Genomic DNA, 23079 nt, shown 5'->3' with positions numbered 1-23079 from the left:
GAGTTTTAAGAAACCGGAAGTTCGATTTGGAAACGACAACCGCCCATACTGGAAGAATCTATCGAGATATGCCCGTTGTGGTCAATCACACTTTTCTGTACGATCGCAAGGCCGATCCCCGATGTGTTGTTGTTTTTTGTGGAATAATATGGTTCGAATACTTTTTGTTTTAGTTCGGGTGAAATTCCGATTCCGTTGTCCTCGATTGCGATGATCGCAACTCTTCGCATAATCTTTCTGCTAATCGAAACGGAAATCAAAATGGAACCGGTATAATCCGGAAGTTCCTCTTTTTCTCGTTTTCTCTCGATCGCTTCGATTGAATTTTTAATCAGGTTCGTTAATACTCGAAGGATAATTTTCTGATCTAAAAAAAGCTGAGGAAAGGACTTTGCAATTCTTGTTTCAATTTTGAGTTGAGGCGTGTGTTCGAAAAGTTTCACTGCCTCAAGAATGATAGGTTCCAAATTTTGGTTGATGAGTTTGGGAGCCGGCATACGCGCGAAGTCGGAGAACTCGTTTACAAGATGTTCCAAGACTCGAACTTGTTTGATGATCGTTTTGGTTCCGCTTTCCACAACTTCGTGAAACTCTTGCCAGTTTTCTGATTTCATCTTTCTACGAATTCTTTCGGCGGAAAGTTGGATCGGAGTCAGAGGATTTTTGATCTCATGAGCCATCCTCTGTGCGACTTCCTTCCAGGCGGCGATTCTTTGGCTCTGCATCAGCTCCGCGTTTTTGGATTTGAGATCCTGAACCATCTGGTTGAAAGAATCGATCAGGGCTCCGATCTCTCCGGTTTCACGGATTTCCAAACTGATGTCCGTATCCCCCATTGAAATTTTTTGTGTGGCGTTTGCGAGTTCGATGATGGGCCTCGAAATTCTTCTCGCGAAAAGAAGAGAAAAGTAGATCGCGAGTAGAAAGATAGAAACGGTGATGATACTAAATGTTAAGCGAATTCGATACGGAAGTTTTTCTTTTGCCAAATCGGCACGATCGTAGTTTCTGCGCGTTGAAATGAGCGAATAGACGATCTTCTCTTCCCCTTTGTGGATTCTGATTCCGGTTTGAAGAATTCGTTTTCCGATCGGAAACGGAACTCGGAGATAATACATACAATAATCCGGACGATAACTCGTAAATTCTGTCCAGAGAGAAGTTTTAGAAAACGGTTTAAAGTCCTTTTCAAGGGGTTTGTATTTTAAACCACGATTTTCTAATATAGATTTTTCGTTTTCGTAGATTCCTACGTAAAACTCATCGCTCTGAATGAGGTTGAGTTTGGAAGCTCCCGCGACCAGACTTTCCAAGTTGAGAGGATGGATTCTTAAAAAACTTTCCAAGAGTCTTGTTTTTTCGATCAGGATTTTTTTCTTCGGTTCTTCCTCGTTACGAATCAGAGATTCGCCGGAGGAAAGCGCTTCATCGATATCGATTCCATAGAATCTTTCGTAGATTTTTCCTGTGATATTCGAGGAAAGAAAAAGGATCGGCACCGAAGGAAGTAAGGCCACGAAAATAAACGAAAGGGTCAATCGATAACGGATCGAACTTTTGAGTCTTCCCGTTTCGAGATTTCTTTTGTTTCGATAAAAGTAAGAAATCAAAAGAGAAAGGGAGAATAATGGAATAAAAAAGAATATATAGACTACGATTCGATCTAAAAACCCGATATCGTCGGTTTGAATATTACTTCCCGAAAACTGAATCGCTTCAGCGAGAATCACGGAAAGAAGAATGATTAATCCTAAGATGAGTAAATCTCTTAGATGGTATCTGGTTTCATCATTCATGGGAAAAAAAGAAAAATTCAGACAAAATCGTTCTTTACGAGATTTGTCAAAGCCTCCAAGGCCTCTTCTTCCTTATCGCCTCGGACCTGAATTGTAAATTCGTTTCCAGGTGCGAGGGCGAGCATCATAAGTCCCATGATACTTTTTCCGTTCACTTCCACGTCGTCTTTGACCACGGTGATTTCACAGGGAAATCTGGAAGCGCAGTTTACGAATACGGAAGCCGGTCTTGCGTGCATCCCGGTCCCATTCTCATTAATTTTGAGGAGGATTTCTTTCAATTTTACCCTGCTGTAAATATTGACCTAATTTTTGATTGAATTCTTGCGCAGCATTTTTGCCCAATTTACGCAAACGCTGATTCATCGCCGCGGTCTCGACGATGATCGGAATGTTTCTTCCCGGACGAACCGGAACTCGAATCAATGGAATCTGTACTCCAAGCAATTCTTCTGTGGGATTTTCAAGACCCGTTCGATCAAAGTCCTTGTCTTCGGCCCATTCTTCTAGATGAATAATGAGTTCGATCAGTTTATGATCTCGTACCGAACCGATACCGAAGATATCCTTAATATTCAAAATTCCTAATCCACGGATTTCCATGTGGTGACGCAAAAGATCCGAACAGGTTCCGATCAAATAACTTTCGGAGAGTCTTCGGATTTCCACCATATCGTCCGCGACAAGACGATGTCCCCTTTCGATGAGTTCGAGCGCGGTCTCGCTTTTCCCCACGCCACTTTTTCCGGAAAGAAGAATTCCGATTCCAAAAACTTCAATCAACACACCGTGCCGCATCGTTCTCGGTGCGAGGCTTCGATCCAAAATTCCGGAGATGAGAGTGATGAACTTATGAGTCGAAACGTCCGAGATCATCAAAGGAATTCCGAGACGTTCGCAGTTTTCCTGAAAGATCGGAGGCGGAGGGTTTCCGTGTGTGAAGATGATACAATTGAGATGAAAGCTAAAAAAATCGGCGGCGATTTGTTTTAAATCTTCGGGAGATCGGGACGTGATATAGGCCCATTCTCCTTTTCCGAAAATCTGAATCCGATCGTGGGCGAAACTTTCGTAAAAGCCGGTGAGGGAAAGACCGGGGCGATTGATCTCGGACATGTTGATTCGATTGGTCAGCCCCTTTTCGCCCGCCAAAAGACGAAGACCCAATTCCTCGTGTTCGTTGAGAATATTCGAAACGTTGATTCCCGGCATGGACATAGAATTATCTGGACTCCAAGGACTTGACCTTTTTTCTCTGACTTGATGGAAGAATTTTGAGAATTTTTCTGTATTTGGCGACTGTTCTTCTTGCGATCTCGATTCCTTGTTTTTGAATCGCTTCCACAATTTCTTGATCGGATAAAGGATTTTCCGATGGTTCGTCTTTCACCAGATTTCGGATCAGATCGTGGATTTTTTTGGAAGATTCGATTCCACCTTCCACAGAACGAACTCCAGAGGAAAAAAACCATTTTAGTTCTAAGATGCCTCGAGAAGTCTGAACGTATTTATTGGATGTGATCCTTGAAACCGTTGATTCGTGCATATCCAGTCTTTCGGCGATGTCTTTCAACGTTAAGGGTTTGATGAACTGAATTCCTTTCCGGAAGAATTCGGTCTGCATTTCTATGATGGCGGATGTGACTTTGAACAAGGTTTGTCTTCTCTGATTGACCGATCGGATCAACCATTCGGCGGAGCCGAGTTTTGTAGTAATATATTCCTTGTCCGAGTCTTTTGCATTTTTTAGAATATTCTTATATTCTTTATTGATCTTGAGCCTGGGAATCCACTCGTCGTTGATATAGATATCGAATTCTCCGTCTACTTCCCGAACGACAACGTCGGGGATGACGTAATCGGGTTTGTTTGCCGTGTAGAGTGTGGCCGGATATGGTTCTAATTTTTTGATTTCGGATGCAAGACTTTCGACGGCTTCGAGGGAAAGTTCCATTTTTTTTGAGATCGTTTTGTAATCGAGTTTCTCCAGATCCTTGATATGATCGGCGATCAGAGTATGAAGTTTTGTATCGTCCGGTTTGAGGATCTTTGCTTGGATGAGAAGCGTTTCCTGAACGTCCTTGGCTCCGATTCCGATCGGATCGAGTCTGTGGATCTGTCCAAGAATTTTACGAACCTTTTTTTCATTCAGTTTCATTTCCGCACAAAGGTCTTTGATGGGAACGGAAATAAAACCGTGATCATCCAGCATAGAAATGAGAATTTCTCCGATTGCGACCTCGTCCGGTTTTAAGTTGGAAAGTCGAAGTTGCCAGAGAAGGTGCTCTGAGAGGGAACTTTTTTCGGGAGAAGATTCAATGTATTTCTGATTGCGATCGCTCGCATCGGTTCCACTCGAGCCGGCACGATCGATGGAAAAATTATCCTGCCAGGTGATGTCCGAATTCTTTAGGAAATCATTTTTTTCCTTTCGTTTGAGATCGTCTCTGCTGTAGAGATCGGGAGTTCGATTTCTTTCGGAGGCGTATTCTTCCTCGAGCATCGGGTTTTCGACGAGTTCGGAGCTGATTCGGTCCGAAAGTTCGAGCGTCGACAAGGGCAAAAGTTCGATGGACTGTCTTAAGTCCTGGGTCATCACCAGTTTCTGAGTCTGTTTTTGAACTAGTGAATGACTGAGGTTCACAGAGTAAAATCCTCGCCCAAATAAATTCTTCTGGTTTCAGGATCGTTGACGAGATCGTGTGTGGAACCGGAGATCAAAATTCTTCCGCTGTACATGATATAGGCGCGATCCGTGATCTTCAATGTTTCTCTTACGTTGTGGTCGGTGATGAGAATTCCGAGTCCTCTGTCTTTTAAGGATTGAATTACCGTTTGAATGTCCTTTACCGCTATCGGATCCACGCCGGCAAAGGGTTCGTCTAACAAGATAAAGTCGGGATTGGTTACAAGGGCTCTTGCGATTTCACAACGTCTTCTTTCCCCGCCCGAAAGAGTATAACCCTTTTGATTGGCGACTCGCATGATTTGCAATTCGATCAGAAGTTCGTCCCTTCTTCTAATGACTTCGGGTCGAGGAAGATTCATCGTTTCGAGGATCGCTTCCAGGTTTTCTGCGACGGTGAGTTTACGAAAGATAGACGCTTCTTGTGCGAGATAACCAACTCCCGACCTTGCACGGATATGCATCGGAGAATCAGTTACGTCTTGTCCGTCTATATAAACTTTGCCCGAGTCAGGTCTTACGAATCCTACGGACATATAGAAAGAAGTAGTTTTTCCGGCTCCATTGGGACCGAGCAATCCGACCACTTCTCCTTTTTTGATATCGAAGCTGGCACCATCCACAACCTTTCTTTTGTTGTAGACCTTGACCAGATTTTCCATTCGGAAGGTTTTACTCATAATCGTAATTTACTTTCCGGGAACGATTCCATCCGTCAAAAGGGCTCTACCTTCTCTTGGAAAGAATATGATCCTTCCTGCATGAATGTCTCGGCCGTTTTTTTTCAACGTTGGATTTCCCTCAAGATACACTTTTTCCTCTTTTTCAAAATACGTAGCATATTCTCCCGTGGCGGAAGAATCTTTACCTTCTATCAGAACGTTTCCACGAATGACGGTTTCATTCTTATCTAAAAACCGTTCAAACTCGACCGCGGTCATCGTACTCGTTACCGCGTCCGTTTTTTTGTCGAGAAAATCGATTTTTCCCGAATCGGTCAAATGAATGTACTGTTCGTTTTTGAAGTAGTCAAGGACATTCCCGGAGAGGATCAATCGGTTTTCACGATCGAACATCGTGATCTGATTTCTGGCTTCTACTTTTGTGGAATTTTTTCCGTAGCTGATTAACTTTTCAGCGTTCATTTTCATGGTATGACGATAGATGGTGGCGTTTCCATAAAGACCGACTCTGTTTTCTCCGGTTTCGTCTTTATCACTGATTAAACGATCCCCTTTAAAAATCGCGATTCGCCTAACTTCTTTTTTTGTTTTTTCTTCGGTCGGTTGTTGTTTCTCTTTTGAATCCTTATTTTCAACCTTTTCGGTATCCATATAATTCTGAAAAAGAATACTTTCTCCCGTAAGCTCGACTCGATTTTCATTCGTATAAAACGTGAGTTGATTTCCGGTGAGATAACGATCCTTTGCGATTAAGATCGGATTGGGGTCCGTCGTGATCTTGTCTTCATCTTCTTCGAAGACGGCTTCTTTACAAAGGATCGTAATTTGCGGATGAGCGATGACGACGTTTTCTTTTAAGAGAGTGGTTTTTTTGGCGAGGTTTCTTTCGATAAAGGTCGCGGAGATGACGGTCTTGGTTCCACTTTTGTCCGTGTGGAAGAGTCTGGGACGATCTTTGATATAGATCTTTTCTTCGAGCTTATCGTATTCTCCCGTACCCGCGCGTAAGGTGACTCCGTTGTCTCCGTCTTGTATAAAAACTCCGCCCTTTAAAAATCCTTTGAACGCGTCCTTTCCATAGACTTCGATTTGATTCGCGGAGAGTTTGACTTTCTTGTGTTGGATCCAAGCCCCACCTTCTAAAATGAATGCTGTGATCTTGAGACCGGATATGACCTTGTCTTCTTGGGTCAACGCCGAACCGCCCCAGAGGGTGGGAAAACTTGGAGCCGTGTTTTTCTTTTCCACGTTTTCGGGAATGCTCACAAACTTTCTGTCTGCGGTTTCACTGCCGACGAGAAGAGGAGGTTTTACGTTTCCATGATTTTGCACAAACGCAAAACAAAATAGAATCAAAAGCAAAACCTTTCGAATCACTTGGAACCGGCCGCTTTCAGTGGGTTTGTTCCGCCCTGAGTAATCGCAGAAGGTCTTAAGATCGTAAATTTGTTTAAGTCCTTATCAGCGCGTAATCCGATTCCATGAATCGTAGTTCCGTCGGAGCTTACGGTCACTTCCGAATTGGATTCCAACTTCTTCGTGTCCATATTGTATTCGATTTGTTTTGCGGTAAGAATTTTGTTGTCGTCCGTTCTCAGAAAAATTTTGCCTTCCAGTTTCATCAATCGGGTCTTGTGATTGATTTCCCCTTTTTCACCCAAGAGTTTGGATTTGAATTTTCCGTTTTCGAATTGGTCGAAATCGATATTGTAAAAAATCGTTTTGTTCTCGTTTACGTAGACGTAGGATTCTTCCGCTTTGAGTTCCCACTGAAGTTTTCCGTCTTGGTCGTAGGCTTCTCGTTTGAAGTTTCGAATGGAAATGGAAGCACCACTTTCTCTTTCCTTTTCCACTCTTTCGTAATTTGTTTTTTTACAATTTTCAAAAGAGTTCGCAAAGAATCCAAAGAGAATCAGAAAGAATAGCGATCGATTCCCACGTAGATCTTTGCGTTTCATAAGAAGTCCGATTACGAATGCAATGCAGAAGATAGAATTTCTTTCTTAACGTAACGATCCAACGCGATCATTTCCTTCAAAAGATGTTTGATCTGGGAAAGAGGATATTGAGTCGTTGCGTCCGAAAGAGCCTTGTCCGGATCCGGATGTACTTCCATAAAGATTCCTTCGATTCCTAAGGAAACAGCGGAACGAAGAATGCTCGGAATAAATTCTCTCTGACCGCCGGTGCTATTTCCCGCCGCACCCGGAAGTTGTGCGGAATGAGTTGCGTCAAAAATTACGGGGATATCGAATCCGTGAATGATAGGAACGGCTCTTCCGTCGAAGACAAGATTTCCGTAACCAAAGCTAGTTCCTCTTTCCGTCACGAGAACTTTATCGTTTCCGGATTCTTTCATCTTCACCGCGATATGACGCGTGTCGGCGGGAGCTAAGAATTGTCCTTTTTTGACGTTTACCCATTTGCCGGTTTTCGCCGATTCCGCGATGAGATCGGTTTGCCTACAGAGAAACGCGGGAATTTGGTAGATGTCTAAGACGTCTTTGAGCGGTCCGATTTGGTGCGTTTCGTGGATGTCGGTAAGGACCGGAACGTTGTATTTATTTTTAATATATTCTAAATTCTTAATGCCTTCCGAAAGTCCAGGACCTCTGTAAGAATTTACGGAAGAACGGTTTGCCTTGTCAAAACTGCTTTTGAAAACATAAGGAATCTTTAATTCTCCGCAGATTTCGATCATCTCCGCGCAGACCCGATCGAGAAGATCGCGGTTTTCCATCACACAAGGGCCCGAGATCAGAAAGAAAGGCTGGTCTCCACCGATCTTGGCTCCGTTTAAGAATTCTCTTTGCGTGCAGGTATTGTCTTTCATGATTATCCTTTCTTTGAGTATTTCACGGCGGCGCCGATAAATCCAGCGAATAAAGGATGAGGCGCCGTCGGTTTAGACTGGAATTCCGGATGGAACTGAACTCCGATAAACCATTTGTGTTTCGGAATTTCCACGATCTCCACGAGATTTTCGTCCGGTGAAGAGCCGGAAAGAACCATTCCGTTTTCCTCATATTGTTGTTTGTAGCGGTTGGTAAATTCAAACCTGTGTCTATGACGTTCGTGTATGAGTTCCGACTTGTATTCCGCGAAAGCAAGGGTTCCTTTTTTAATTTTGCAAGGATAAGAACCGAGTCTCATCGTTCCGCCCATCTGTTCGATGTCGTTTTGTTCTTCTAAGAGTGAGATCACGGGATTTTCGGTGTCCGGTCTGATTTCGGTAGAATTCGCATCCTTCAGACCGAGGACGTTTCTTCCAAACTCTACGACCGCGCATTGCATTCCCAGACAGATTCCAAAGAATGGAATTCCCTGTGTTCTTGCGTATTGGATCGCGAGAATTTTTCCTTCGATTCCGCGATCTCCAAAGCCGCCGGGAACCAAAATTCCGTGTACGTTTTTGAGGGCTTCGATTACATTTTCTTTATCCAGATTTTCGGGATCGATTTTGACAAATTCCACTTTTGTTTCGTGGGCGATTCCGCCGTGAGAAAGGCTTTCGTAGATGGAACGATACGCGTCTTGTAAGGAAATGTATTTTCCGACTACGGCCACTTGGACGGTTTGTTTCGTGGTGAGAAGACCTTTCACCATCGTATCCCATCCTTCGAATTTGGAAGTTCCCAGCTCAAGACCCATCGTTTTTAAAACGACTTCGTCTAACTTTTCCTCCTTATACATTTTAGGAATTTCATATATAGAAGTGGAGATATCGCTCGCCGAAATTACGTTCTCTTCCTTTACGTTGCAAAAAAGAGAAAGTTTATTTTTCATCTCTTTTGTCATCGGTTGTGATACGCGACAAACCAAAATGTCCGGTTGAATTCCGAGACCGAGTAATTCTTTGACGGAGTGTTGTGTCGGTTTTGTCTTCGCCTCTCCGGCGGCAGTGATCGTTGGAACTAATGTGAGGTGAACAAAAAGGACGTTGGAACTTCCGTGTTCGTATCGCATCTGACGGATGGCTTCTAAGAATGGAATGGATTCGATGTCTCCGACGGTGCCGCCGATTTCTACGATGATAAAATCCGGATTCTCTTCCCGAGCGACGATATACATTCGGTTTCGGATTTCGTTTGTGATATGAGGAACTACCTGAACGGTCCGACCGAGGTAGTCTCCTTTTCTTTCTCTTTGAATTACAGTATTATAAATCTGTCCGGTAGAAACCGAATTCTTTCGTGTGAGTTTGGAATGGGTAAAACGTTCGTAGTAACCAAGATCCAAATCGGTCTCGGCTCCGTCCGCGGTAACGTAAACTTCCCCGTGCTGATAGGGACTCATAGTTCCCGGATCGATGTTGATATATGGATCCATCTTTTGGAGGGAAACCGTATATCCTCTACTTTCCAAAAGACATCCGAGAGCCGCTACGGTGACCCCTTTTCCAAGTGAGGAACTCACCCCTCCGGTTACAAAGATAAACTTAGTTCTCGACAACTTCCATTCCCGCCTTTCAGAACAGAGTTTTGGGAGTTTCCAGAAATTCAAACAGGAATTTCTCGGAATTCTGTCTCCAAAAAAATGAGAAGACGAAGTTTTAGAGTTTCAGGATTTTCTCTATCAAAAGTGAAGTGGATTTTCCGGGCACAAAAGGCAAGATCTTGACTTCACCTCCGAATTCTCGAACCACAGGGGTTTCAGGTAAATCTTCGATTTTGTAATCTCCACCCTTTACGTGAATCGCAGGTCGGACCAAACGTAGGAGCTCTAACGGTGTGTCTTGGTTGAAAATTGTGACGGCGTCCACAAATCGGAGGTTTCCAAGAAGAATGGCTCGATCTTCTTCGGAAACGACGGGGCGGTGATCCCCTTTGAGCCTTTTTACAGACGAGTCCCCGTTCAGTCCGATCCAGAGAAAATCGCCCAGTTCTCTCGCTTGAGAAAGATAGGTGAGATGTCCTCGATGAACGAGATCAAAACATCCATTTGTAAAAACGATTTTTTTTGAATTTCGAATCTGATCGGAAAAGGAAGCAACTTCTTCCCAAGGAACGATATGATTTTTCAAATCCATATTCTAACTCTGAAAGGTTCCCATTGCTTGAAGAGAAGTTTTTAATTCTTCCGGAGTTACGGTTTCGGCACCGAGTTTTCCGACGACGACTCCCGCGGCGGCATTGGAGACGACACTTGCGTCTAACTCGCTGAGTCCCGCCGCGTGATAGGCGGTGTAAGCGCTGATCACGGTGTCCCCCGCTCCTGTGACGTCGAAGACTTCTCTTGCGACCGTAGGAATATGAAAGATTTCTTTTTTAGAAGTCAGATACAGACTCATTCCCTTTTCTCCCCTTGTGATCATAAGAGAAGGAGAAGAAAGTTTTTCGGTGATTTCTTGCGCGGCTTGAAGAATTTCGGAATCCGTCTCGAGTTTTTTTCCGATCGCCTTTCCCGCTTCGTGATGATTCGGAGTGAGAATGCTCACGCCCTTGTAGAGAAAAAAATGACTCACCTGCGGATCGACCGTAACGATCTTTTTTTTATCCAAGCAGATTTTGGAAATTTCTTGAATGAGTCTCGGAGTCAAGGTTCCCTTATCGTAATCGGAAAGGATGACCGCGTCGGAAGAATCGATTCTATCTAAGAATACTTCGATGAGAAGATCTTCTTCTTTTTTTGTGATCGGCTTTAATTCTTCTTTATCGATTCTGCAAACTTGTTGGTGCCCCGCTATCACTCTTGTTTTGAGAATCGTCGGAACCTCTTCGGATTGAAGAAGAAAGTTTTTTTCTCGGTCCGTGTTTTCATTCGTAAGAAGTTCTAAAAGACTTTTCGCTTTTTCGTCTTTTCCAGCTCTTCCGAGGACGACGGATTTCACTCCCAAACTCGATAAATTTTTGACTACGTTTCCTGCCCCCCCTAAAGTAATCTTTTCCTTTCTCACCCAGACAACGGGAACGGGGGCTTCCGGAGAAATCCGATTTACTTCACCAATCAGATATTCATCCAAAATAAAATCACCGATTACGATGATTCTTAAGTCTTTTAGTTTTTCAGTGGAAGTTTGAAAACGATTTCGATCCAGATAATACAAATTCTGCCAAGCCTTTGGATTTTGATTTACGGTTTCTCTCTAAGCCGCTATAGTATCCTTCCCGTGTCAACTACTACTGTCCCTATCTTTCCTTTGCCGGAAATCATTCTATTCCCTGGGACTTACCTACCTCTCCATATCTTTGAACCCCGTTACAGATTGATGTTGGATTATTGTATGGAATCCGGAGAAGAATTGGCCGTCGCTCCCATTCTTCCCGCGAAATCCAGAGCCCCTTCGAAACATCCGGAAATCGAAACCGTTTTTGGTTGGGGAAAGATCATTCGAAGAGATCCACTTCCCGATGGAAGATCCAATATTCTCTTAGAAGGCAAAGGAATCGCAAAACTCATAGACTATGAAACCGTAGAACCTTTTCGGGTAGCGAGGATCGAAAAGATCGAACCCGATTTTGAATATTTAAAAGACGAAGGCTTTAAGAAAAGTTTTGAAAAGCTTCTTTTTATGACGAAAAGAATTCTTCTTTCCGAAGGCGCGGGAGAGGATCTTATTTTAAGAATGAACGAACTCATGACTCATCCGTTTCCAATCGACTTCATTGCCTCCATTCTCAATTTTGAATTCTCCAAAAAGCAGGAAATTTTAGTCGATCCGAATCCGATGGAAAAAACTAAAATTCTTTTAGAGATCGTCGAAGAACTCAATTTAAAAGAATAAGTGCCTGTCCTAATACCTCGAAGAAAATCGTTGAAGTGAGGCTTGAAAAAACTCACAATCAAAACGCGGGGTTAGGAGTTCTCACAATTTTTTTCCCTTATTCCCTGAAAAAACGGTCCTTGAACATTCTTAAAACAGATCCTGATTGTTCTATTGGAGCACCGAGGTTCGAATTTTGGAATAATCTCTCCATTTTCTTTTTGTAAGATCGATCCTTCGGGATGCTCTGGCGCTTGTTTCTTATGGAATCAATTCTTACGATTGTGCTTTGCGGATTCCGATTCTTTTGTTTTATATGATTTCTTTTTTATAAGGAAAATTTTTTCGAAAAAATTTAGATTTTCAGAGGTAGTCGATACATTTTGAAGTTTTTTTTTAGGCGTTTGTTTTTTTTGAAAAATTAAGTTCCGAAGGTTTCTTTACAGGAACCGTTTGATGTATGGCCACATTACTTTTAAATTCCGAGAAAGAGATTCGTTCCATTCTCAATGAAAACAAAACGGAAGTCGTGACTTTGCTCATACCGAATTCCACTTTGTCTCGTTATGAGGAAAGAGAAAGAAGAATGCTTCCGAAGAGAATTCCCATTCTTCTGAGAAGGTATGGGAAATACCTGACTTCCATTCAACATTTGGGGAAGAAGGCCGGGAAGACGTTGTATCAACCCAGTTTGGGAAGAACGGAAATGAGACGAATGAATGTTCGAGTAGGAACAGCCACCTGGTCTTTTCTCGGAGTTTTGGCGCAAGCGCATGGTGTGTCTCGTTGCTATCTTTTCAATTACCTTCTTTGGTTGGATGAGATTGGAGTCGGAAGTTCTATCGTACGAACTATGAATGAGGGAGCTCCCACATTTCATAGAAACTACAGATACATCCTCCACCTCGATTTCCCCGAAAATCGAATCAGTCGAAAATTAGAATGCGATCCATCTCATCTTTTCTCTGTCTTAGATTACCGCGACTGGTATGATTCTTAAAAAACAAATAAGTTTCTCCTAAAAACTAAACCTCTATTTCTCTAAAAATAAAAGACAGCTCTTTATAAAGAAGTATTTGCTTTGTAAAAAAAGCACGAAAACCTTTTGATTAAAAGGGAAACAGAAAGATGAGTCTTTCTCTCGAATTAAGTAATTCAAACATATCTCCACTTTTCGATTTTTTATTTCAAACCAAAGGTTGACTCAATGTATTTAAGGACTTACCTTCTTAAAAACTCTCCTTGAAGTTACGTAACGATCGATCCACCATTTCATAGAAATTTTATCAATCACCACACCTCTTGTGGAAGACGCATGAGAAAATTCTTTTTCCGAAATCACGAGTCCAACATGCGTAATTTTACTCTGGTTTGGAGAGGCCGAAAAGAAAATGAGATCCCCGACTCGAAGGTCTTTATGTGCAACAGGACTTCCCGACTTTGCCTGATCCCTCCCTAAACGTGGGACGATTTTTGCTGGAACCCCGACCCGAAAATCCGTGAGAGAACTAAATGTAAACCCGGAACAATCGACTCCTTTTTTGGAAGTTCCGCCCCAATAATAAGGAGTTCCCTGCCACTCTTTAATCACGGAAAGTAAATTCGAAGAACGTAATACTTCCCAATCGGACTTTCCTGGAGCTACAGGCGTATCGGGTTCTACTTCCGGGACTAGTGGTGGCTCCGGGATATTCTCTTCAAAACCGAATTTCGGCCTATCACCGATCACAATTTCTCCGGCCGAATTCAGTCCGTTATCCAATGCGCGTGCGGTCGCGATCGATGCAGTCCACGAATCCAGAGATTTACTCTTTGTTCCCGAATGTAAAACTTTCAGTTGGGCAAGAAGATCAGATGCAAGAGTGTAACGGTCATTTGTCGGATTAAAAAATATAGCTTGTCGAAACGCGGAGTCCGTTTTTTCAAACGGAGAAGAACCTCCTTTCGAAGGAAACATACCTAAGATCCGAGAAGCCAATCTGTTTTCAGGAATTCCCACATTCTTTCCCGCGATCAAAGCCCTTCCCCCAGCCAAAACGGAAAAACCGTCCCAACGAGATTTGAGAGCCGTCGATAAAAATACGTTTCTAATCTCTTCTCGAATTCCAGCTTGATCCGTCTCTTTTACGAACAGAGAGACAAATACAAAGTCCTTTTCGGAGAGTTTTTGTTTTGCAAGTGCAGGAATGGCGTCTTCCGATTCCGTAAAACGTAATCCCGCGAGTGAAACGTAGTATTGGTTAACAATTAATTCTGCTACCGCTTCCGGAGCCAAACCTTCCATGATCGCCCAAGGAATCGTATTTTTCGTAATTTCGATCACCTTTGGGTCTTTTGATTTTCCACCCAGTTTTTGAAAAACTGAATTTTTGATCAGAAGAGTCTGACCGGTTTCAAAATCGTCCTTAAGAAGATCGGAAAAAGGATCCGCAGAAATTTCGTTCTGAAATAAAAAAAGAATCCAAATCGTAGTAAATAGAATTTTAAACATAAGAACCTCCTAATGTTTTTTCAAGAACAGGGAAGGGTCGACATCTAAAGATCGCCGCCATGCATCCAAGCCTGAAACCTTTTTCTTGCCAAATAAAGAATGAAACTTCCCGCAAGCGCTAGCCCTGCAAACATTCCAAAAAAGGCGGGAAAACTCTCCGTACTCATAAGCCCGCCCAACTTTCCTGTAAGAATTCCTCCAAAAAAACTGGAGATAAACCAAACACCCATCAAGAAACCGCCGAGGTGATTCGGTGCTAACTTGGTAACGAGAGATAAACCAACGGGGGAAGTAAACAATTCTCCGATCGTAATCAGAGTGACCATTAGAAGAAGCCAAAGCGGCGAAATTTTACTTCCAAGCTTGAAGTCATAAGTGGCTCCGATTAAGGTGATATAACCGAAACTTAATATAACAAAGCCGTAAGCAAATCTCGTGGAAGTATCCGGTTTTAAATTTCTCTTTGAAAGAAAGGTCCAAAACGAAGCGACTAACGGCGCGAACAAAAGAATTAAAAGCGGATTTAAGGATTGAAACAAAGGAGTTGGAATTTCATATCCGAAAAGGTTTCGATCCACATGGCGATCGATAAAAAGATTCATCGAAGACCCGATCTGCTCGAAGACTCCCCAGAAGATAATCATAAAGGTTGCAAAGATAAAAATCACCGCAACTCTTTCCCTTTCTTCTTTAGTCAGAGGGGGTGGTGTTTTGGATTGATTCAAATGATTCTTTTTGCCGGGTTCGAACACACTTTTTGGAAAAATTTTCTGTCCAAAAAGAAAAATGAGAATTCCAAAAAAGACTCCGAAGGCCGCGACTCCAAAACCGTATCCCCAACCGAAGGTAGCGCTAAAGTATCCGCAAAAAATCGGACCTAAAAAACCTCCGAGATTGATTCCCATATAGAAAATCGTAAAACCCGAATCTTTCATGTGATTCTTGTTTTCTTCTTCGTAGATTCTTCCCATGACCGTCGATATATTCGGTTTAAAAAAACCGACTCCGATAATGAGTAACGCGAGTCCTAAAAAGAAAAACGGTTTTGTTTCAAAGGCGAGGCTCAGATGTCCGAACATCATAAGGGTTGTCCCGAGATAGATCGATACCTTAAAGCCGAGATATCGATCCGCGAGATAACCTCCGATCAAAGGAGTAAGATACACAAGTCCGATATAATAGCCGTAGATACTTTGAGCTGTCGAATCGGAATAATGAAATACCTTCGTTAAAAATAAAACAAGCAGTGCTCGCATTCCGTAAAAACTAAAGCGCTCCCACGTTTCCGTTAGAAAAAGAATCGAAAGGGATTTCGGATGAGAACTTAAACTTTTGCTCTGGAGGTCCATGTCGGTTCCTGAATGTTTTCCTCTAAGTTCGCATAACGTGCGGCGACAAAAAAATAATCGGAGAGACGATTCATAAAAATCATCGGAGGAGAAAGAATTTCCAGTCCCTCTTCCTTATAACGAACCATTTCTCTTTCCAGTCTTCTCGAAACCGTTCTTGAAATATGTAAGAAGGAAGAAGCCTTAGTTCCACCCGGTAGAATAAACTTTTTTAGCGGAGTTAATTTTTCCTGCATCTGATCGATCTGCTTTTCGAGGAACAAAATGTCCTCTTCTAAAATACAGGATTCTTCTTTGGGACGAAAGCCGGCCAGTTCCGATCCGAGCTCGAAAAGCAAGTTCTGAATCGTTTCCAAGGGAGAATGGAGAGCGCTTCCATCGGACAAAAAAGATTTTACGACCCCAATTGTAGAATTGAGTTCATCGGCTGTTCCATACAATTCCACTCTTCGATCGGATTTGGTAACCTTTGCTCCCGTCGCCAGGGACGTCTGACCGAAGTCCCCTTTCTTTGTATAAATTTTCATTATTCTTAAACTCGTTTCCGAAATCCTCAATTCGAGGATGAGACAAAATACGATCAAAACATTCGGAAAAGGCAATGGAAAGGAAAGGATTTTTTTAGATGAGGGAGGAAAAGAGTTGCTTTCAAGAAGTGGTGCGGATAGTATTTTGGCAAAACTTCTCTAAACTTAAGTTCGGCTCCCTCCGAATAAGACTTTAGGAAAAAAATAAAAAAACTTTCACCTCCGTTCCAAACAGAGTGGAAGTTCGCAGTGGATCAACAAAGGCAATTTTTGCCCCAAAACTTCGGCCCGGACGGATCCGGGCAACACGATACAGGGAGGTTGTGACAATGATCATCAATCACAACATAAGTGCGCTCCGTACAAACAATGTACTCAAGAGCGTGAATAAAGAATTGGATAAGACCATGGAGAAACTCTCCACCGGGCAACGAATCAATCGTGCCGGAGACGACGCCTTGGGCTTTGCCATGTCAGAAAAGATGCGGACTCAGATCCGCGGCCTCGCGCAAGCGGAACGAAACGTGATGGACGGGGTTTCCTTTATTCAGGTTACGGAAGGAACTCTGGAACAAGTGAACAACATTCTACAGAGGCTTAGAGAACTTTCCATCCAAACTTCAAATGGAATCTATTCCAACGAAGACCGTAAATTGGTTCAACTGGAAGTCGATCAATTGATCGAGGAAGTCGATCGAATCGGAAAATCCGCCGAGTTCAATCGAATCAAACCTCTTTCTGGCGACCATTCGAAACAATCGAATAAGCCGATTCAACTTCAGGTTGGTCCTAACCAGAATGAAAAACTGGACATCTTTATCGATTCGATGAACGCTACCGGTTTGCAATTGATGACGAATGGAAAAAAACAGGCCCTTTCCTCTCCATCCAGTGCGAATGCGATGATCGGAATTTTGGACACGGCGATTTCCAAAGTAAATCAACAAAGAGCCGATCTGGGTGCCTACTACAATCGTCTGGAAATCACTTCTCAAGGATTACAATCCAGTTATGTGAATATGGTCGCTGCTGAAAGCCGTGTAAGGGACGCGGATATGGCGGAGCAGATCGTAGATTATACAAGAAACCAAATTCTTACCAAGAGTGGTTCTGCTATGTTGGCTCAGGCGAACATGAGACCAGATCAGGTAGTAAAATTGTTAAGCGACAGATTCGGCTAAACGATTTTGATTTGAATTTACGTTTCAAAGCCGCCCTTCGGGCGGCTTTTTTATTTTCAAAACTTCTTTTTAAGAAACCTTCTGCTTTCGCAGGTCGCTTTCTACTTCTTTCCTTTCGATTCTTTCATCTTAGAATGATCGTGTTCCTTTCCGGAATGTTTCTCTTTTCCTTTCCCGGATTCCTTGTGTTTGGAATGATCCCCGTCTTTTCCGTGTTCATGGTGTTTATCCATGGAATCTTTGTGGTCCTTGTGATCGCCTTCGTGCTCGTGTGCAGACAATGCAGCCGCGGACAAGAATCCGATTAGGATAAGAATTTGAATTGTCTTTTGAATCATGGTTTTTCCTTCTTTGTATGTTTTTTCTTTCGATTTTTATTTTCGCTTACAAGATTTTCAGTTTTCGAATCCGAGGTCTCTTCCTCATTCTGAATAAACTTTTCCGTCTCCGGGAAGTATGATTCCGTTCGGAGTCCGCTTTGTTCCATCGGATTTCCGAATTTAAGAAGAGAGGAAAGTGTTCCTTGTTTCCAGAGCAGATAGATTGGAGGATAGACCAGCAATTCTAAGATAAAACTCGTCACAAGACCGCCGACCATCGGAGCCGCGATTCGTTTCATCACATCCGAACCAGTACTCTGGGACCAAAGGATCGGCATCAAACCCATCATGGCGGCGAGCACCGTCATGATCTTAGGACGTACCCGATGGACGGCTCCGTGTAATACTGCGTCTATCCATTCTTCTTGGTTGCGCAGCCTTCCCTTTTTCTTTGCGTCTTCATAAGAAAGATCCAAATAAAGGAGCATAAAAACTCCCGTTTCCGCATCCAATCCCATGAGTGCGATCATCCCCACCCAAACCGCTACCGAGATGTGATAGTCAAGAATATACAAGAGACCGATCGCCCCGATCAAAGAAAATGGAACCGCAAGAAGAATGATCAATGTTTTTGCATACGACTTTGTATTTGCATACAATAAAAGGAATATAATAAAAATCGTAAGTGGGAGGACGTATTTCATTCTTTCCCGAACTCGGATCATGTTCTCATACTGACCGCTCCATTCTATGGAATAACCGCTCGGAAGCCGAACTTTTTCCGATACTATTATTTTGGCTCGATCCACGTATCCTCCGATATCCGTCGTGGATGGATCCACATAGACGTAGCCGGCGAGAAATCCGTTTTCATCTCGGATCATGGACGGCCCCGTTTTTACTCGAATGTCAGCAATTTCATTGAGAGGTATATGACCAAAGGTCGCAGTTGGGACGAGTATCGATTTCATTTTCTCAACGGAATCCCTGAGTTCTCTCGGATAACGCAGGTTCACCGAAAATCTTTCCCTGCCTTCTACGGTTTGAGTGATCGATTCTCCTCCGATGGCGGATACTACGATCTGTTGGGCCGCGTCCACGGATATATTATATCTTGCTAAACTAGTTCGTTTTAATTCGACGTCGAGATAATAACCTCCCGCGGTTCTTTCGGCAAACACGCTCCTCGTTTCGGGAATCGTTTTGAGAATCGATTCGATGTTGACTCCGATCTTTTCGATCTCCTCCAATGAAGAGCCTAAAACTTTGATTCCGATCGGAGTCCGCATCCCCGTACTGAGCATGTCGATTCTGGCTTTGATGGGCATGGTCCAAGCGTTGGTGGCTCCGGGAAATTGCATCTCTTGGTTGAGAATTTTTACCAACTCTTCTTTGGTGATTCTTTCCGATGTGAACGGAAGAAAAGGCCATTGAAAAATCCGAGGCCAGGAAGAGTAGAAACGATCTGCCTTTCTCCATTCTTCTTTTGGATGTAGAAGAATTACGGTTTCCATCATGGAAAACGGAGCGGAATCGGTCGCGGTTTCCGATCTACCCGATTTTCCGAAAACCGATTTTACTTCGGGAATTGATTTTAGTTTTTGATCCATCGCGGTCATCAGTTTCTGGGCTTCCGCAACTCCGATTCCGGGTAACGTAGTCGGCATATACAAAAGGGATTCTTCATCCAGAGGAGGCATGAACTCTGATCCTAAACTCAGATATACAGGTATCGTTAGGACCACCAAGATAAGTCCGGTGAAGATCGTTTTTTTGGGATTGTGCAAAACCCAGCGGCAGGCCGGTCCGTAAAAGTGAAACAGAATTTTACTGACAGGATGTTTTTCTTCCGGATAGTATTTTCCGACCAACAGACTCGTCGCCATCTTAGAAATAAATGCATTCTTAAAAACAAAAGGATCCATCCTAGTAAAAAGCATTCGAAAGGCTGGATCCAAAGTGATGGCAAGCAAGGCCGCGACCGCCATCGCAATGTTTTTTGAATATGCCAAAGGTTTAAATAACCTTCCCTCTTGATCCACAAGGGCGAAAACGGGAAAGAACGCTACCGCGATGACGAGTAAGGAAAAGAAAACGGACGGACCGACTTCTAAGAGAGCTTCCAGACGGACTTGGTGATAGTCGCCGATTCTTCCTGAAGTTTCCCATTCTTCCAATTTTTTATACGCATTTTCGACTTCCACAATAGCTCCGTCTACAAGAACGCCGATTGAAATCGCCATTCCGGAAAGAGACATGAGGTTTGCGTTTATATCCAATAGATACATCGGAATAAACGTGATTAAAACGCTGATCGGGATCGTAAGAATCGGAATGATCGCCGAAGGAAAATGCCAGAGAAACAAAAGGATCACGGCGGAAACGATCAGCATCTCTTCGATCAATTTCCATCGAAGTGTCGAAATTGCGTTTTGAATCAACTCCGAACGATCGTATGCGGCCATCAATTCAGTTCCGACGGGTAGATTTTTTTGAATCGATTCTATTTTTGTTTTGAGTCGTTCGATGACGTTTAACGCGTTTTCCCCATGCCGCATAACAATCGTTCCACCGACCACGTCTCCTTCTCCGTTCCAGTCGGCGATTCCTCGTCTTATATCCGGGCCGAAAGTGACGGCGGCTACGTTTTTTAAAAGGATCGGTGTTCCGTTCAGGTCAGTTCCTAGGGAAATATTTTCGATGTCTTCCAAAGAAGAAAGATAACCCCTTCCCCGGACCATAAATTCAGCACCTGAAAGTTCGACGAGCCTACCTCCGGTTTCCTGGTTGCTTTCCCGGATTTTCCGTACCAACGTTTCGAAATCTATATTATAGGAACGTAAAGCATTCGGTTGGACGGTGATCTGGTATTGTTTTTTAAATCCCCCGATGGATGCGACTTCGGAAATCCCCGAAACCGAGTTGAGTAAATATTTGAGCTTAAAGTCCTGAAAGGTTCTTAGATCGGAAAGGGAAGAATTTCCGGTCGTGTCCGTCAGAACATACTGATAAACCCAGCCTACCGAACTTGCGTCTGGACCCAATTCAACCTTCACTCCCTCCGGGAGATTGGATTGAATTCGAGTGAGATATTCGAGCACACGGGATCTGGCCCAGTAGATATCGGTTCCATCCTGAAAGATGACGTAGACATACGAATAACCGAAATCCGAAAAGCCGCGAACTGCTTTGATCTTAGGAGCTCCTAAAAGTGAGGTGATGATCGGATACGTGACTTGATCTTCTAAGATGTCAGGGCTTCGATCCCAACGAGAATAAACGATCACCTGCGTATCCGAAAGATCCGGAATCGCATCCAAAGGAATGTTTTTTAAGGATACGACCGATCCTAAAAGTAAGCCGATCGTCACTAAAAGAATTAGGAATTTATGATTTACTGAAAAACGAATGATGTTCTGAATCATGACGACCTCAATGATTGTGTAACGTGGAGCCGAAGCGGATTCTTGCTTCGGAATCGATTAGGAAAGTGGATTCCGAGACAACCCTTTCCCCTTCCTTCAATCCTTCTTTGATTTCAGTCCAAGCTCCGATACTCAATCCGGTCTTCACCTGAGTCGCCAAAAAACGATCCGGTCCCGTTTGAACATAAACGACTTTATCAGTTCCCGTATCTAAAATCGCAGAAGTCGGCACGCTCAGTGTTTGTTTTAGAGGAATCTGAATTTCCAGATCTCCAAACATTTGCGGTTTGAGTTTTTGTTGTCTATCTTCCACTTCGCTTCGAAGGCGAAGGGTTCTACTGTTCTTATCCAGGATCGTATCGATACTACGAATCGTTCCGCGGAAAGTTGTCTCAGGATAAACGTTTGTTTTGAACAAAATTTTTAAACCGACATGAGCTGAAGAAAAATCGGATTCATAAATTTGCGAATAGATATGAGCTCTTCCGGACTTTCCTCCCAAGATGAGTTCTGAAGGATCTCTTTTTCCTGAAGTCCAAAGACGAATTTGATCCGTGGAAAGTCCTAATTGTCTCAAACGGATCTGAAGATTCTGACCGCTCAGAGACGATCCCGTATCGGGAAAAAATTCCCGGGATCGAAGCATTTCTTTGTATTCCGTCAGCGCTGTATACAACTCGGGATCATAGGCTACAGTAGAATAAGCGGAGATTTTTTTTGTCAGATCCCTTCGTAGGACAAGCTCCGTTTTGATTCCGATTGACTGTTGTTTTTCCGAGGAAAGAAAGAGTTCTCGGTTGGAGAAAGAATCTTCTAAAACATTCTTTACTTCCGGGGAATTGGGTTTTTGCGATGCAGAAGATACTTTTGCTGAATCCGGAAAATCCGTCGTATTCGATCCTGGAGTGGAACTTGAATTGTGTTCTTCGTGGTCTCCGTGATCCTTTTTTACTAGATCCATGTTGCAGATCGGACAGGTCCCGGGACGATCGGAAGTATACGTCGGGTGCATCGGGCAATAATAAATTTCCTTTTGTTTGGTACAGTTCCAAACTAAAACCAAAATCAGAAGGACTGACATTGTTAAACGAAATGAGAATTTCATAGACGAGCTCCTTCTTTTTCATGACCGGAATGGGTTCCATCGTTTGGTTCGGAATAAATTTGACTTAGGATTCGAAGCACGTTTAAGATCGATTCGTTTTTTCTTTCGATCAAATCCTCTTTACGGATCTGTGCGTTGATCACTTCCACCTGAGTTATAAGAATATCCTGTGGGCTCGCTTTTCCCGGAACATAGAGGGAAGCATTGGCTCGTACCACCCTCTCCAATTCCGGAATCAATTTTTTTTGAAGAATTTCAATTTGTTTCTCGTAACCGCGGATGAGTTCTACGTTCCGATGCAACTCCGAGATCACCTGCATCTTGACCTTTTCAGCGGATTCTTTTCCGGCATCCGCTTCTCTTTCATACTGGCCTGTGATACTTTCCCATTTGAGCGCGGACCAAACGGGAATCCTTACGTTGACTCCGAAACTAAAAAGATCTCCTCTGTATTCGGTGGTATCCGTCACGCGGTAGTCCAGAGGACCACGATCGATCGCGAAATTTTGATTTCTTCGATTCATATAGGAAACAAAAACTTCGGTCTCAGGGAGGAGAGAAAGTTTGCTTAACTTTGCAGATTCTTTGAGTCTTTTTTCACTCGTAAGAAAAGATTTGTATTCCGGATTTTCCGTTGCAAAGGATTCTAAAGAACCCTTCAAACCAAGAATTCTAAATTCGTTTTCCAGAAAGTATTTTTCGATATTCAGAGAGGACAGATCGGAAAAGGAAAGTTTCTCTTCGATTTGGAAGTAGCTCAACTGAGAAGAAAGGTCTTTTAGATTTGTATCATATTCAATTTCTTTTTCAAAG

At 43.1% G+C, this 23079-nt stretch carries 21 protein-coding genes (1 of these 21 cut by a window edge); 3 read left to right on the top strand and 18 right to left on the bottom strand.

What is annotated here, in order from left to right:
* Positions 1 to 5: 5 nt before the first annotated feature.
* From JWG45_RS00350 to rfaE1, 11 genes are all read right to left on the bottom strand, one after another.
* Positions 6 to 1796: an LIC_11548 family sensor histidine kinase gene (locus tag JWG45_RS00350; RefSeq protein WP_205277810.1), complete on the bottom strand. Its 1791-nt coding sequence runs from the start codon at positions 1794 to 1796 to the stop codon at positions 6 to 8.
* Positions 1797 to 1813: 17 nt separating this feature from the next.
* On the bottom strand, positions 1814 to 2077 hold the full coding sequence (locus tag JWG45_RS00345; protein ID WP_156781812.1) for an HPr family phosphocarrier protein: 264 nt from the start codon (positions 2075 to 2077) through the stop codon (positions 1814 to 1816).
* Positions 2052 to 3014 (bottom strand): HPr(Ser) kinase/phosphatase, encoded by a 963-nt coding sequence (gene hprK / locus JWG45_RS00340; protein ID WP_069607350.1) that lies wholly within the window; start codon positions 3012 to 3014, stop codon positions 2052 to 2054. Before hprK ends, JWG45_RS00345 begins: the two co-directional genes overlap by 26 nt.
* A 4-nt stretch (positions 3015 to 3018) precedes the next feature.
* Positions 3019 to 4440, bottom strand: a complete 1422-nt coding sequence (gene rpoN / locus JWG45_RS00335; RefSeq protein ID WP_205277809.1) for an RNA polymerase factor sigma-54 — start codon at positions 4438 to 4440, stop codon at positions 3019 to 3021.
* Entirely contained in the window at positions 4437 to 5162 is a 726-nt protein-coding gene (gene lptB / locus JWG45_RS00330) for an LPS export ABC transporter ATP-binding protein (protein WP_205277808.1), read from the bottom strand. The genes rpoN and lptB overlap by 4 nt, the downstream gene beginning before the upstream one ends.
* Before the next feature lie 9 nt (positions 5163 to 5171).
* Positions 5172 to 6542: an LptA/OstA family protein gene (locus tag JWG45_RS00325; protein ID WP_205277807.1), complete on the bottom strand. Its 1371-nt coding sequence runs from the start codon at positions 6540 to 6542 to the stop codon at positions 5172 to 5174.
* On the bottom strand, positions 6539 to 7123 hold the full coding sequence (gene lptC, locus JWG45_RS00320) for an LPS export ABC transporter periplasmic protein LptC (RefSeq protein ID WP_205277806.1): 585 nt from the start codon (positions 7121 to 7123) through the stop codon (positions 6539 to 6541). Before lptC ends, JWG45_RS00325 begins: the two co-directional genes overlap by 4 nt.
* Before the next feature lie 11 nt (positions 7124 to 7134).
* Positions 7135 to 7998, bottom strand: coding sequence for a 3-deoxy-8-phosphooctulonate synthase (gene kdsA / locus JWG45_RS00315; RefSeq protein WP_205277805.1), 864 nt, complete (start codon positions 7996 to 7998; stop codon positions 7135 to 7137).
* Positions 7999 to 8000: 2 nt separating this feature from the next.
* Positions 8001 to 9617 (bottom strand): CTP synthase, encoded by a 1617-nt coding sequence (locus JWG45_RS00310; protein ID WP_205277804.1) that lies wholly within the window; start codon positions 9615 to 9617, stop codon positions 8001 to 8003.
* A 100-nt stretch (positions 9618 to 9717) separates the two neighbouring features.
* Positions 9718 to 10194 carry a D-glycero-beta-D-manno-heptose 1-phosphate adenylyltransferase gene (gene rfaE2, locus JWG45_RS00305; RefSeq protein ID WP_205277803.1) on the bottom strand — a complete coding sequence of 159 codons (477 nt, stop codon included), beginning with the start codon at positions 10192 to 10194 and terminating at the stop codon, positions 9718 to 9720.
* Positions 10195 to 10197: 3 nt separating this feature from the next.
* A complete protein-coding gene (gene rfaE1 / locus JWG45_RS00300; RefSeq protein ID WP_205277802.1) occupies positions 10198 to 11211 on the bottom strand; it encodes a D-glycero-beta-D-manno-heptose-7-phosphate kinase in 1014 nt (337 codons plus the stop codon).
* A gap of 54 nt (positions 11212 to 11265) precedes the next feature.
* On the opposite strand from rfaE1, the gene JWG45_RS00295 reads away from it, so the two are divergent.
* Both JWG45_RS00295 and JWG45_RS00290 read left to right on the top strand, forming a co-directional pair.
* Entirely contained in the window at positions 11266 to 11889 is a 624-nt protein-coding gene (locus JWG45_RS00295) for an LON peptidase substrate-binding domain-containing protein (RefSeq protein ID WP_205277863.1), read from the top strand.
* 439 nt (positions 11890 to 12328) lie between these two features.
* The gene (locus JWG45_RS00290; protein WP_205277801.1) at positions 12329 to 12868 is read left to right on the top strand and encodes a DUF1564 domain-containing protein; all 540 of its coding nucleotides are present in this window, start codon (positions 12329 to 12331) and stop codon (positions 12866 to 12868) included.
* 213 nt (positions 12869 to 13081) lie between these two features.
* Here JWG45_RS00290 and JWG45_RS00285 read toward each other — a convergent pair whose 3' ends face one another.
* From JWG45_RS00285 to JWG45_RS00275, 3 genes are read right to left on the bottom strand one after another with little or no spacing between them, the layout of a single operon-like run.
* A complete protein-coding gene (locus JWG45_RS00285) occupies positions 13082 to 14359 on the bottom strand; it encodes a C40 family peptidase (protein WP_205277800.1) in 1278 nt (425 codons plus the stop codon).
* Between the two features lie 44 nt (positions 14360 to 14403).
* Positions 14404 to 15708, bottom strand: coding sequence for a peptide MFS transporter (locus JWG45_RS00280; protein WP_205277799.1), 1305 nt, complete (start codon positions 15706 to 15708; stop codon positions 14404 to 14406).
* Positions 15684 to 16235 carry a cob(I)yrinic acid a,c-diamide adenosyltransferase gene (locus tag JWG45_RS00275; RefSeq protein WP_205277798.1) on the bottom strand — a complete coding sequence of 184 codons (552 nt, stop codon included), beginning with the start codon at positions 16233 to 16235 and terminating at the stop codon, positions 15684 to 15686. The genes JWG45_RS00280 and JWG45_RS00275 overlap by 25 nt, the downstream gene beginning before the upstream one ends.
* Positions 16236 to 16564: 329 nt before the next feature.
* Here JWG45_RS00275 and JWG45_RS00270 point away from each other — a divergent pair, with 329 nt between their 5' ends.
* Complete coding sequence (locus tag JWG45_RS00270; RefSeq protein ID WP_205273196.1) at positions 16565 to 17416, top strand: flagellin N-terminal helical domain-containing protein; 852 nt, start codon at positions 16565 to 16567, stop codon at positions 17414 to 17416.
* A gap of 101 nt (positions 17417 to 17517) precedes the next feature.
* Here the strand turns inward: JWG45_RS00270 and JWG45_RS00265 are convergent, their stop codons facing one another.
* The 4 genes in view from JWG45_RS00265 to JWG45_RS00250 are tightly spaced (at most 7 nt apart) and all read right to left on the bottom strand, a layout consistent with a single transcriptional unit that may run on beyond the window.
* Positions 17518 to 17754 (bottom strand): hypothetical protein, encoded by a 237-nt coding sequence (locus JWG45_RS00265; RefSeq protein WP_069607336.1) that lies wholly within the window; start codon positions 17752 to 17754, stop codon positions 17518 to 17520.
* Complete coding sequence (locus JWG45_RS00260) at positions 17751 to 21161, bottom strand: efflux RND transporter permease subunit (RefSeq protein ID WP_205277797.1); 3411 nt, start codon at positions 21159 to 21161, stop codon at positions 17751 to 17753. The genes JWG45_RS00265 and JWG45_RS00260 overlap by 4 nt, the downstream gene beginning before the upstream one ends.
* Positions 21162 to 21168: 7 nt before the next feature.
* Positions 21169 to 22266: an efflux RND transporter periplasmic adaptor subunit gene (locus tag JWG45_RS00255; protein WP_205277796.1), complete on the bottom strand. Its 1098-nt coding sequence runs from the start codon at positions 22264 to 22266 to the stop codon at positions 21169 to 21171.
* On the bottom strand, positions 22263 to 23079 hold the 3' portion of the coding sequence (locus tag JWG45_RS00250; protein WP_205277795.1) for a TolC family protein. The gene runs 572 nt beyond the window's last position; 817 of the gene's 1389 nt are visible here — the last part of the coding sequence; its start codon lies off the right edge, out of view; it ends in the stop codon at positions 22263 to 22265. Before JWG45_RS00250 ends, JWG45_RS00255 begins: the two co-directional genes overlap by 4 nt.

The sequence above is a fragment of the Leptospira ainlahdjerensis genome (assembly GCF_016919175.1).
Classification (GTDB): domain Bacteria; phylum Spirochaetota; class Leptospiria; order Leptospirales; family Leptospiraceae; genus Leptospira; species Leptospira ainlahdjerensis.
The sequence above is the reverse complement of the archived record's forward strand: the minus strand, read 5'-3'. Positions and strand labels throughout refer to the sequence as shown.

Coding starts and splice junctions, on each gene's coding strand:
- kdsA (WP_205277805.1), bottom strand. CDS start 7,998: ATGAAAGACAATACCTGCACGCAAAGAGAATTCTTAAACGGAGCCAAG.
- JWG45_RS00270 (WP_205273196.1), top strand. CDS start 16,565: ATGATCATCAATCACAACATAAGTGCGCTCCGTACAAACAATGTACTC.
- JWG45_RS00290 (WP_205277801.1), top strand. CDS start 12,329: ATGGCCACATTACTTTTAAATTCCGAGAAAGAGATTCGTTCCATTCTC.
- lptC (WP_205277806.1), bottom strand. CDS start 7,123: ATGAAACGCAAAGATCTACGTGGGAATCGATCGCTATTCTTTCTGATT.
- hprK (WP_069607350.1), bottom strand. CDS start 3,014: ATGTCCATGCCGGGAATCAACGTTTCGAATATTCTCAACGAACACGAG.
- JWG45_RS00285 (WP_205277800.1), bottom strand. CDS start 14,359: ATGTTTAAAATTCTATTTACTACGATTTGGATTCTTTTTTTATTTCAG.
- JWG45_RS00260 (WP_205277797.1), bottom strand. CDS start 21,161: ATGATTCAGAACATCATTCGTTTTTCAGTAAATCATAAATTCCTAATT.
- JWG45_RS00350 (WP_205277810.1), bottom strand. CDS start 1,796: ATGAATGATGAAACCAGATACCATCTAAGAGATTTACTCATCTTAGGA.
- JWG45_RS00265 (WP_069607336.1), bottom strand. CDS start 17,754: ATGATTCAAAAGACAATTCAAATTCTTATCCTAATCGGATTCTTGTCC.
- JWG45_RS00280 (WP_205277799.1), bottom strand. CDS start 15,708: ATGGACCTCCAGAGCAAAAGTTTAAGTTCTCATCCGAAATCCCTTTCG.
- lptB (WP_205277808.1), bottom strand. CDS start 5,162: ATGAGTAAAACCTTCCGAATGGAAAATCTGGTCAAGGTCTACAACAAA.
- JWG45_RS00275 (WP_205277798.1), bottom strand. CDS start 16,235: ATGAAAATTTATACAAAGAAAGGGGACTTCGGTCAGACGTCCCTGGCG.
- rfaE2 (WP_205277803.1), bottom strand. CDS start 10,194: ATGGATTTGAAAAATCATATCGTTCCTTGGGAAGAAGTTGCTTCCTTT.
- JWG45_RS00255 (WP_205277796.1), bottom strand. CDS start 22,266: ATGAAATTCTCATTTCGTTTAACAATGTCAGTCCTTCTGATTTTGGTT.